The organism is Thermoplasmata archaeon, from assembly GCA_036395115.1.
Taxonomy (GTDB): Archaea; Thermoplasmatota; Thermoplasmata; order RBG-16-68-12; family RBG-16-68-12; genus RBG-16-68-12.
Genome location: DASWDU010000031.1, coordinates 19,148 through 29,953 on the forward strand (window position 1 = coordinate 19,148; position 10,806 = coordinate 29,953).

Sequence of the window (10,806 nt, forward strand, 5' to 3'; positions counted from 1 at the left end):
GAAAGACATAAATGGTTCGCGAGTCGCAATCGTTCGTTAACCTTAAACAAGGTTAACACCGCCTCCCGAAGCCTTTTCCCCTCCATGGCCCTCCGACTGCCGTGCGCGTGGCCGCCCTGTTCTCCGGAGGGAAGGACTCGACTTACGCGACCTACGTCGCAATGCAGCGGGGCTGGGACGTCACGCACCTTATCTCGATCGTCCCGGAAGATCGGGACTCGATGCTGTTCCACACGCCCAACTTGCACCTCACTCCGCTCCAAGCGGAGGCGATGCGAATCCCCCTGATCCGCGAGACCGCGGCGATGGGAGAGGACGGCGAGCTTGACGCGTTACGGCGAATCTTCGGGCGGGTCGATGTGGACGGGGTGATCGTCGGGGCAATTGCATCAGATTACCAGCACGCCCGGGTGAATCGGATCGCCGACGAGGTCGGGCTCCGCGTCTTCGCCCCGCTGTGGCGTCGCGACCCGACGCGACTGGTCTACGACTACCTCGAGGCAGGCCTCGACATCGCCTTCTCCAGCGTCTCGGCGGAAGGCCTCGACGCGAGCTGGCTCGGCCGGCGATGGGACGACCGGGTCCTCCAAGACCTGCTCCGTCTCCAGCAGACGCGCGGCGTCCATCCGTGCGGGGAAGGCGGGGAGTTTGAGACGCTGGTCTTGGACGCGCCTCCGTTCGAGCAATCGATCGAGGTGGTGCGCGCCACGCCGGATTGGCGCGGGACGGCGGGGGTCTGGCGCGTGGACGAGGCTCGACTCGTGCCAAAACCGAACCGAGGATCGTGAGCTCAGCGGCCCCGAGCGGGCCGAATCGACTTGAGGTCGCGGAACAGAAGGTCGCGGTCCTCCTTGTCTTTGATCTTCGAGCCGACTTCCCGCGCGAGGGCCAGGTGCGTCCGGAGGTCTCGCTTTCGGCCCGCGACGGCATCGGCGCGGGCGAGGGCCTCGTACGCGAAGGCGAGCGGTAAGTCCTCGATCCCGTTTTCCTTGCAGGTCGCGAGGGATCGGACCGCGTGGTAGGTCGCAGGCTCGGGGCGGCCGAGGATCGCATAGACGTGAGAGACCTGCCAGTCGCCAATCGCGCGATTCACCGCCGTTCCGACCTCGCCCCAGTGGAAGCGGGACGCGTGGGCGGCGTGGATCATGCGCTCGTCTTCGGCGCGCGTGCGCGTCTTCTCGAGGAGCCGCCAGACCTCGTTGAACAGACCTACGGCCATCTTGCGATGCCACTTCCGTTCCGTCGTCGTGGGTTTCCGCGCCATGAATTTGCTCCTAACCCCGATGCTTTGCGTCGGAGGCGATGAGTGGCCGTGGTATGAATTCGCTTCCACACGTCCTCTCGTGAAAGCGATGGCGCCGACGGCTTCGAGAGTCGAGTCGCGCACACCTTAAAACACTGTATATACACTTCCGGGAGACGGATGAATTCAGGCGGGCTGCTAGTTCGCGTAATCGAGAACTACGAACTTGGGCTGTTCGCGATGATCCTCATTCTCAGTTTCTGCTGGTTGTTCGAGCTGTTCTTGGTACTCGCGATCCTTGTCTTCCTTACCGGCTCGATTCCGGATCCGGAGAGATCGACGGTCTTGGGCATTCTTGCGGCAGCTATCCTCGCCTGGACGCTGCTGACTAGTGTGCTCACTGTCGCCGTCTGGCGCGCATGGCAGGTCGCAATTCCGAGTACGTCAAGGACTTGAGTCCAGCGGTGCAGACCGACTGAACACCGATGACGAGCGACGTAGGATCCAAAGGTGAGGCCTGGAGTGGGGCTGGGCAGATTTGAACTGCCGTCGCAGGCTCCCAAAGCCCGAAGGATAGACCAAGCTACCCCACAGCCCCAAGCACGCGAGCAACCAGCACGCGCGATAAATACGTTGTTCAAGGAGCGGGCCGTTTCGCCGTCAATGCAGAGGCGTCTCGCGCCGCTGCGCGGACGGCCTGTTCGCTCGGCTTCTTCGGACGCCATCCCGTCGCCTTGATGCGGTTCAAGTCGAGCTGCATGATCCGCACGTCGCCGACCCACCCCCGGCCGCCACCGCTCCCGCCCGTCCATGCGAAGTCGACGTCGCGGAGGCCGAGCTCCTCGCATACGGCCTCGGCGAGAGACCGCACCGTCATCGCGTCGTCGCTCCCGAGGTTGTACAGCGACACCGGTTCTTGCGCGGCGCGGACGCCGGCCAAGATGCCCGCGATCGCGTCGTCCACGTAGACGTAGGATTTCGCGGTCCCCGGATCCGAACCGAGGATCTCGAGCCGCTTCGGATTCCGGCGGAGCTTGCGCACGAAGTCGACGACGACGCCGTGCCCGCTGCGTCCCCCGACGACGTTCGCCATGCGAAACACGATCGCCTGGACGCCGAACGAGTGCGCGTATGCGGACAGGAGCGCCTCCGAGGCGAGCTTCGAGGCCCCGTACATCGAGATCGGCTCGAGCGGGCCGTAATCCTCCGGCGTCGGGACGCGCGCGGGCTCCCCGTACACGGTCGACGTGGAGGTGAAGACGATCCGCGGGACCTTCGCCGTGCGGCACGCCTCGAGGACCCGGTGCGTCGCGATGACGTTGTTGTCCAGGTGGGCTCGTGTGCCGCCCCGCCCCAGGCGGACCTCGGGGTTCGCGGCGAAATGGTAGACGGCGTCCGAGCGGCGGAAGATCGGCCGAAGATCGGCCCGGAGGATGTCGCGGCGGACGAGACGGGCCCCGGCTTTCATCGCCCCGGCGACGTTCGACCGCTTCCCGGACCGCAAGTGGTCCACGATCACGACGTCGGAATGCGCCGCGATCGCATTGGCGAGATGGGACCCGATGAATCCCGCGCCGCCGGTGATGACGATCCGAGGACGGGCCATGACTCCCGCCGCGCAACCTCGGCCGGCGTATTCAAGGTTCCTTCCGGCCGCGGAGATGGGTGACGAGCGCGTCGGCGGCCCGCGCGCGGTGCGAGACCGCGTTCTTCTCGACGAGGGACATCTCCCCGAACGTCTTCGACGCGCCGTCGGGGACAAAGATCGGGTCGAAGCCGAAGCCCCCGGCCCCTCGCTCCCGGTCCGCGATCGTGCCGCGCGTCTCGCCGTGGAACACCTCGTGGTCTCCGCCCTGCCGGAGGAGGAAGACCGTCTGGAACGCCGCGCCGCGGTCGCTCGCGCGGTCCACGAGCCGCAGGATCCCGGCGCACCCCAGGCGCTTGTAGACGTACGCCGAATAGACGCCCGGGAATCCGCCGAGGTGATCGACGAACAAGCCCGAGTCGTCAATGAGGTAGTCCCCGCGGATCTGGTCGTCGAGGACCGTCGCGGCGAACCGCACGACTTTCTCGAGCCGGTCCGTCTGGATCTCCGGGTAGGTGCGGTCCTCGCGGACGATCCGGATGCTCGCCTCCAGGAGCTTCGCGGACACCTCGCGGAACTTCCCCTCGTTCGTCGTGACGAACGCGATCACGTGTACCGCCCACGCGATTCGATCTCCCGGACCTTTCGCACGACGGCCTCGGCGGCCTTCCCCATCGTCTCGCGGTATCCGCGGACCACCTCGCGATAGTAGTCGTCAGCATGGGCGTGGGCGCTCACGAGGGCCTCCCGGAGCAGATGGAGGTCGACGCCGCGCGCCTCCGCGCCGTCGTCCTTTCCGCCGAGGCTGAAGTCGATCATCACGATCCCACCGCCGCGGACGATCATGTTCGACGGCGTCAGGTCGCCGTGGACGATCCCGGCTCGATGGAGGCGCCCCGCGACCCGGCCGATCGCCCGCGCGATTCGCCGCGCCGACGCGCCTCCCCGGTCGAGCGCCTCTTTCGCCGTCGGGCCCTCGATGAACTCCATCACGATCTTGTTCTCGATTGGATCGATGTCGTACAGGATCGGCACGGACACGCCGGCGGCGCGCGCCTCCGCCATGAGGCGCGCCTCCGTCCGGATGCGGGACCGCCGCAGTTCGTCGTCGAGAGCTTCGAGCCGATACCGTTTCGGCGTCCGGTATTTCTCGACCGCCGGCCGTCCGAGGAACTCGGTCCGTCGGAGCTCCGCCTCGGCGCCTCGCTTCAGGAGCACGGCCGCGCGATGCGGGCGCGACGACAAAAACCTTAGGGGCCTCACTCGGGATTCGCGGGACGCCGCAGGAATCCCTGGACCAGGGACGCGGGCGAATCGCTCCGCGCCGGCGAGAAGTCCGGCGGCAGGCACCGCGCGTACCGCGGCTCGAGCAGTCGGCCCTCGAGGAGCACGATCGCCGCGCGGTCCGTCTCGCTCCGGATCGGACGGCCCGCCGCCTGGAGGACCTTGTTCACCGCCGGGAACACGTACGCGTAGTCGTAGCCTTTCGCGAATCCGAACTTGCGCGCATAGTACTCCTTCAGCGCCTCGACCTCCACGTCGGGCGGGCCCAGGGGCAGTCCGACGACCACCACGGCGGCGAGGAGGTTGCCCTCGTAATCGACGCCCTCGCTCAGCGAGCCGCCTTGCACCCCAAGGAGGAGCGCGCCGCCGTCCACGCGGGCGAGCCGCAAATCTTCGAGCGCGCCGTCGCGCTGCGTCTTCGTCCAATCGGGACGCTCGATGAGGAGTCGCTTGTGGAACCGGGCGCCGACGATGCGACGGTGGGCCTCCCCGAGCTGCTCGTACGACGGGAAGAAGGCCGCGACGTTCCCGACGGCGCCGAGCGCGATGGCCCCGATCTCGCGCGCGATGCGGTCGTGCATCCCGTCGCTCCGCCTCGAATACTGTGTCGTGAGATGCGGGTGGACGAGGAGGAGCCGGTTCGATCGGGGGAACGGCGATCCGTACGTCCGGACGACGCGGCGGCGGGCGTCGATCCCGAGGAGGTCCCCGTACATTTCCGCCGGGAACAAGGTGCCGGACATCAGGACGCTCCCATGCACCGCGTCGAACACGCGCTTGCTGAGCAGGCTGGGGTCCATCAGGCGAATCGAGAACTTCCCCTCAGGGCCCGGGACGACGAGTCGGAGGATGCCGTCGTCGTGGTCCCGCCAGCGGACGAAGAACTCGGCGAGCGTTGGGAGGCTCGAAGGCACGCCGCGTCGGGAGGCCTCTTCGACCGCGAAGGCGAGGGTCTCGACGAAGTCCGTATAGCCGAACGTGCGGTTGAGCGCTTTCGCGAGACCCGACTCCACCGCGTCGATGAACTCCTCCTTTCGGGCGACCCGCTCCGAGCGGAGGGCCAGGAGGAACCGCTCGATCGACTTCGCGACGCCGACGAGCTGATGCGCGACCTCGCCGTCGATCGACCGCGCCTCCTTCGCGCCTTTGAGCACGTCCTGCACGGACAGGTCGCCGCCGAGGTGCGCGCGGATCCGGTCCGGGAGGTTGTGCGCTTCGTCGACCACGATCACGAGTTCGTCTAAGGACCGTCCGAGCCGCGGCAGGAACCGCTCGAGGATCTCGCTGAACACGTAATTGTAGTCGCACACCACCAGGTTCGCCCGCGCGGCCGCGTCCATCGCGACCTTGTGTGGGCACACCCGGCACGCGCCGCTCGCCCGGACGAGCTCTTGCACATGCAGGGTGCGCTGCAAGACCGCCGCGACGACGGCGGTGTTGTCGCGCGTGAAGAACGCGCATGACCTCGATTTCACCTTGAGATCGCAGAACTCGTGGAACGCGCGACCGAACGACGGCGCGCCCTCCTGCAGGCACATCGACTGCTTCGCGATCAGGTCGACCGTCGCGATGCGAGGCCCTTTCGCCTCGATCCGCCGCACCGTCTCGATCGCGATGCGGTGCTGGCTCTGCCGCGACGTCAGGAAGAGCACGAGCTTGCCCGCACGCATCGCGTATTCGAGGGACGCGACGAGAGCGACCGCGGTCTTGCCGATGCCCGTTGGCGCGTGGGCCAAGAGATGGGCGCCGTCCGCGATCGTGCGGCGGGCGTCCGCCAGGAACGCGGACTGGCCGTCGCGCACCCGGTCGAACGGCCACGGCATCGAGGCGGGGCTCGGAGCGACCGACTCCGGATCAACCATCGCCTCCATGACGGGCCTCGACAAGGTAACGGTCTCGAGGCGCCCTGTATATGAACGGCTTCCGGGGGGAGAGGACCGAAAGTACTGGGGCCGTCCGCGGCCCGAACCCGCTCCGGATCCGGCCCCGCCTGGTCCCATTCGCCGTTGCACGAGAAAGGAAGCCCGCGGCGACCGAAGCTTTTCTGGAATCACGAGCGCAATCCTAAATATGCAGGGACCGTGCCGGGACCGATGCGCGGCCCGTATTCGGACTACGCGGCCCCGCCGATCTACATCACCCCGGATCGGCCGAAGGCGGGGGTCCGGTTCAGCCGCACCGAACTGTACCAGCTCTTGGTCGCGATCTTGGCGCTCAGCGGCGCCTTCACCGTGCTTTTCATCCGATACGACTTCCGCGGCTTCGCGACCCAGCCCGGCGTATTCCTCGCCATCTACTTCCCCACCTCCCTGCTCGCGGTGGGGACCGGCGTGGGGTTGCACGAGGTCATGCACAAGGTCGTCGCCCAGCGGTACGGGCTGTGGGCCGAGTTCCGGTACAACCCGCAAGGACTCCTTCTCGCGTTCATCTTCGCCTTGGTCGGGTTCATCTTCGGGGCTCCCGGCGCGACCTGGATCTCCGGGTCCGTGACGCCGCGGCAGAACGGCCGGATCAGCGCCGCCGGTCCGGTGACGAACCTCCTGATCGGCGCGGGGTCGTTCGCGGTGCTGCGGGCCGTGGCCGTGGGCCCTTTGCCGATCTCGCTGGCGAACTTCGCCCTAGTGACGATGGTCTCCGAGGTCGCGATCGTCAACGCGATCCTTGCCGGCTTCAACATGCTGCCCATGATGCCCCTCGACGGCGCGAAGGTGTGGCATTGGAACAAGGGCGTGTACCTCGGGATCGCCGCAATCGCGGCCGTCCTGATCGTCGCGGTGTTTACCAACGCGTTCTCGGTCTAGCGCGCGCGGCTCATGATGCCGGCGAGGTAGCCGGCGCCGAAGCCGTTGTCGATATTCACGACCGCCACGCCCGGGGCACAGGAATTCATCATCCCCAGGAGTGCGGCCATCCCATCGAAGCTCGCGCCGTACCCGACCGACGTCGGGACCGCGATCACGGGCGCTTCCACGAGCCCCGCCACGACACTCGGCAGCGCGCCTTCCATCCCTGCGACGACGACGATCACGTCCGCCTTCCGCAATGCGTCCCGGCGGTCCAGGACGCGGTGGACGCCCGCGACGCCGACGTCGTACAGTCGCGTGACGCGGGACCCCATGAGGCCCGCCGTGACCGCGGCTTCCTCCGCGACCGGGACGTCGGACGTCCCCGCGGTGACGACGAGCACGGAGCCCCGGCGCGTCGCGGGAGGCGTCCCCACGGCAACGATCCGAGCCGTTTCATGATATGTGACTCGCCTCGTCTTGAGGGACTTCTTCAGCCGTGCGTAGATGGACTTCGAGGCTCGCGTCGCGACGACCAGGTTGTGGGACGCCGCCATCCGCCGGACGATCTCGACGACCTGTTCCGGCGTCTTCCCGAGGCACAAGACGACCTCCGGGAAGCCGCGCCGGAGATCCCGATGGGTATCGATCGTTGCATACCCGAGGTCCTCATACGGCAAGTCGCGGAGAGCGGCCATCGCCTCGCCGACGGACGATTTCCCGGACTTGAGATCGCGGAGGATCGCCTCCACCCGAGTCCGGTCCAAAGCCTCACCGGATCTGTTCCCATTTCTCGAGCTCGAGGACGGAGCTCAGGGTGCCGCCCCGCTTGATCTCCTCGCGGATCCGGTTCTCCCGCTCAAGCACGTCGAGGGCGCGGTTCGCCATCTCGACCGCCTGCTCCCGCGGCACGACGATGAGGCCGGACTCGTCGCCGACGATCCAGTCGCCCGTGTGGACCTTCTGGCCGCCCACCTCGACCTCGCTCCCGATCTCGCCGAGGCCCTTCGGCTCCCCCGCGTGGGGCGCGACGTGGCGGCTGAAGCAGGGGAAGTCCAGCTCGAGGATCGTATCGAGGTCCCGCACCGCGCCGTCGATCACGACGCCTGCAACGCCCTTCACGATACACGAGTTGGACGCGAGCTCCCCCCAGACCGCCGTCGGGCCGCCGCCGACGTCGATCACGATCACTTCGCCGGGCTTCGCCCGGTCGATCGCCTCCACGGGCTTCGCCCAGTCGCCGTCCGCCGTCTTCACGGTCAGGGCCCGTCCGACGAGCTTCGTGCCGTGACGGATCCGAGGGACCAGGCCCGTCATCACGCCGCGCTTCTGCATCGCGTCAGCGAGGTTCGGCGTCGAGACCTTCCGGAACGCCTCGTCGACGTCGGCGTCCGTGTACTTCTTGAACAGGCCCGTGGGGGTCGCCTTGCGGTCCTTCATCGCCTTCTTGATCGTCCGGGTCGCGTCGGCGACCTTCTCCGCCTTGATGATCGCCCCGCCGACGATCACGATCGAGGCGCCCGCTTCGATGGCTTGCGCGACCGTCTCGGAGTTCAGCCCGCCCGCCACGGCGACGGGCAGCGACGTCGCCTTCGCGACGGCCTTCAGCTCCTGGAGCGGCGAGTGGGCAATCATCTGCTCGTCGATCGAGACGTGCATGTTTAGGTAGTCGACGCCGAGCGCCTCGAGCTCCTTCGCCCGCGCGGGTTTGTCGACGACCCGCATCAAGTCGACCATGATCTTCGCGCCGTACCGCCGGGCGGCCTTCACCGACTCGAGGATCGTCGCGTCGTCCGTTACACCCATCACGGTCACGACATCCGCGCCCGCCTTCACGGCGATCTCGACCTCGAAGGCACCCGTGTCCATCGTCTTCAGGTCCGCGACGATCGTCTTGCCGGGGAACGATTTCTTGAGCTGTCGGACGACCTCCATCCCTTCCGACTTGACGAGCGGGGTGCCGGCTTCCAGCCAGTCCGCCCCGCCTTCGACCGCCTCCGTAGCGGCGAGCAACGCCCGCTTCAGGTGCATGTGGTCGAGGGCGACCTGCAAGACGGGCTCCATGGACGTCGCTTACCTCGCCGTCTTGATAAAAACGTATCGAGGAGGCGCGGGCCCGCGATCCACGTCGACAAGGAGCCAGGAGAGTTAACCTTAAACAAGGTTAATGCGGCTCGGCCTCGGAATCCGCCGCGCCGGCCTCGTGCTTTCGCATCTGATACTCAGCGCGCTCACCTCATATATCGAGGCTCGAGTTGGCAACGTGAGTCGATGCCCACGAAGGAGCGCGACGCCGGCGAGCGGGAGCGATGCGTCACCGGAATCGATGCGATCGACCACATCCTGAACGGCGGCATCCCCCGCGGCAACACGGTCCTAGTGTCGGGGAGTGTCGGCACGGGCAAGACGTCGATCTGCGTCGAGTTCCTGATCCACGGCGCGCTGCATGGGGAGAACACACTGTACGTCAGCGTTACCGAGCCGACCTCGAGGCTCCTCAAGAACATGATCCCGTTCGACTTCTTCGAGGAGAAACTGGTGAAACAGGAGAAACTCCACTTCCTCGACCTCCCGGCGCTCTACGAAAAGCTCCAGATCGAGAACCGGGACTTGGGCTTCGAGGAGGTCAAGATGATCGTCGACGCGATCCAAGAGTTCGTCGAGGAGAAGGATATCGTCCGGTTCGCGCTCGACTCGGTCACCTCCGTCTCGTATCGGCTCAAAGACCCGGAGCTGATCCGGGAATTCGTGCTGCGTCTGGGCGGGATCCTCAGCCAGAGGGGGTGCACGTCGCTCCTCGTCTCGGAGACCGGCTCCGGCGAGGACGGCACGACCCGACTCGGCGTCGCGGAGGCAATTGCCGACGGCGTGATCGTCACGGGCAACCTCGAACGGCGGGGCGACTTGCTCCGGACCCTCCAGGTCGTGAAGATGCGCGGGACGACGCACAGCCGCGCGAAGTACGTCCTCGATCTGACGACGTCCGGCGTCTTGCTGGTGCCGCTGCTTAAGGGCGGGAGCGTGACGGGCGGTGGCTGAAGCCAGCATCCCGAAGGAGGTCGCCGACAAGCTCGCGGTCCTGCCGGAGGCCTCGGCGATTGCGATGCGGATCAAGTCGGACCAGTACTTCGACACGATTCAGGGGATGCTCGATCGATTCGCGACGAAGAAGGATCTCGAGGTCGTCTACGTCACGTCGACGATCCCGAGCCAGAGCATCATCAACGCCCTCGAGGTGCTCGAGATCCCGCTGGATCACATCTGGTTCGTCGACTGCATCAGCCAGATCATGATGGCCCGGGCGAAGCGCCACCCGCACTCGATCGTCGTCGAGAGCCCGACGATGCTCGAGAACATCATGCTCAAGGTCGAGTTCCTCCTCGGCAAGCAGCCCGACCGGGGCGCGCTCGTCGTGCTCGATTCGATCAACTCCCTCGCGATTCACAACAACACGAAGATCCTCAGCGAGTTCCTGCACATCCTGGTCAACAACCTCCGGGCCCGCGGCGCCTACACGGTCATCTTCTCGATGCAGGAATACGAAACGGAGGAGATCCGGAACATGCTCGTCATCGTCAGCGACGAGACGATTGAACTCGGGGACTGAACCTTTATATACGACATCGCGCGCGTGAAACGACCGCTCCGCTGGCCCCGAAGGCCTATTTTTCTCCATGTGAGAGGACCCTTTATTAGGTGATTCTCAATTCCAAGTATTAAGCGCGACACGTTTAAGAGCGTCGGCACCCCCCTGTAGGAGACGCGGCGAAAGCCGCAAGAGGACAAAACCATGAAGAGTATCATCCGCAAGGATGAGGCAGCCGTGTCTCCCGTCATTGCGACCATCCTGATGGTCGCGATCACGGTGGTACTGGCCGCCGTCCTGTACGTGATGGTCTCCGGCCTGCTGG

General features: G+C 66.3%; 13 protein-coding genes and 1 tRNA gene. 6 read left to right on the top strand and 8 right to left on the bottom strand.

Going from position 1 to position 10,806, the window contains the following annotated elements:
• Positions 1–107: 107 nt before the first annotated feature.
• Positions 108–788: a diphthine--ammonia ligase gene (locus tag VF992_07150; protein ID HEX9340927.1), complete on the top strand. Its 681-nt coding sequence runs from the start codon at positions 108–110 to the stop codon at positions 786–788.
• A 2-nt stretch (positions 789–790) separates the two neighbouring features.
• Here the strand turns inward: VF992_07150 and VF992_07155 are convergent, their stop codons facing one another.
• Complete coding sequence (locus VF992_07155; protein ID HEX9340928.1) at positions 791–1,264, bottom strand: hypothetical protein; 474 nt, start codon at positions 1,262–1,264, stop codon at positions 791–793.
• Between the two features lie 219 nt (positions 1,265–1,483).
• Between VF992_07155 and VF992_07160 the strand changes: the two genes are divergently transcribed.
• Entirely contained in the window at positions 1,484–1,699 is a 216-nt protein-coding gene (locus VF992_07160) for a hypothetical protein (protein ID HEX9340929.1), read from the top strand.
• A 67-nt stretch (positions 1,700–1,766) separates the two neighbouring features.
• On the opposite strand, the gene VF992_07165 is transcribed toward VF992_07160, so the two are convergent.
• From VF992_07165 to VF992_07185, 5 genes are all read right to left on the bottom strand, one after another.
• Positions 1,767–1,841, bottom strand: a tRNA-Pro gene (locus VF992_07165).
• A gap of 39 nt (positions 1,842–1,880) precedes the next feature.
• Positions 1,881–2,849 (bottom strand): NAD-dependent epimerase/dehydratase family protein, encoded by a 969-nt coding sequence (locus VF992_07170; GenBank protein ID HEX9340930.1) that lies wholly within the window; start codon positions 2,847–2,849, stop codon positions 1,881–1,883.
• 31 nt (positions 2,850–2,880) lie between these two features.
• Complete coding sequence (locus VF992_07175; protein ID HEX9340931.1) at positions 2,881–3,438, bottom strand: XTP/dITP diphosphatase; 558 nt, start codon at positions 3,436–3,438, stop codon at positions 2,881–2,883.
• Complete coding sequence (locus VF992_07180) at positions 3,435–4,046, bottom strand: KEOPS complex kinase/ATPase Bud32 (GenBank protein ID HEX9340932.1); 612 nt, start codon at positions 4,044–4,046, stop codon at positions 3,435–3,437. The genes VF992_07175 and VF992_07180 overlap by 4 nt, the downstream gene beginning before the upstream one ends.
• 41 nt (positions 4,047–4,087) lie before the next feature.
• Entirely contained in the window at positions 4,088–5,983 is a 1,896-nt protein-coding gene (locus VF992_07185; protein ID HEX9340933.1) for an ATP-dependent DNA helicase, read from the bottom strand.
• A gap of 222 nt (positions 5,984–6,205) precedes the next feature.
• On the opposite strand from VF992_07185, the gene VF992_07190 reads away from it, so the two are divergent.
• Positions 6,206–6,913: a hypothetical protein gene (locus tag VF992_07190; protein ID HEX9340934.1), complete on the top strand. Its 708-nt coding sequence runs from the start codon at positions 6,206–6,208 to the stop codon at positions 6,911–6,913.
• Here VF992_07190 and larB read toward each other — a convergent pair.
• Positions 6,910–7,662: a nickel pincer cofactor biosynthesis protein LarB gene (gene larB, locus VF992_07195; GenBank protein ID HEX9340935.1), complete on the bottom strand. Its 753-nt coding sequence runs from the start codon at positions 7,660–7,662 to the stop codon at positions 6,910–6,912. The genes VF992_07190 and larB overlap by 4 nt on opposite strands.
• Positions 7,663–7,666: 4 nt before the next feature.
• Complete coding sequence (gene hxlA, locus VF992_07200; GenBank protein HEX9340936.1) at positions 7,667–8,959, bottom strand: 3-hexulose-6-phosphate synthase; 1,293 nt, start codon at positions 8,957–8,959, stop codon at positions 7,667–7,669.
• A 207-nt stretch (positions 8,960–9,166) separates the two neighbouring features.
• On the opposite strand from hxlA, the gene VF992_07205 reads away from it, so the two are divergent.
• The 3 genes from VF992_07205 to VF992_07215 all read left to right on the top strand — a co-directional run.
• Positions 9,167–9,934, top strand: a complete 768-nt coding sequence (locus VF992_07205; protein ID HEX9340937.1) for an ATPase domain-containing protein — start codon at positions 9,167–9,169, stop codon at positions 9,932–9,934.
• Positions 9,927–10,502, top strand: coding sequence for a hypothetical protein (locus tag VF992_07210; protein ID HEX9340938.1), 576 nt, complete (start codon positions 9,927–9,929; stop codon positions 10,500–10,502). The genes VF992_07205 and VF992_07210 overlap by 8 nt, the downstream gene beginning before the upstream one ends.
• A 183-nt stretch (positions 10,503–10,685) precedes the next feature.
• Positions 10,686–10,806 (top strand): archaellin/type IV pilin N-terminal domain-containing protein (locus VF992_07215; GenBank protein ID HEX9340939.1); only part of this gene is annotated, 121 nt, incomplete at its 3' end.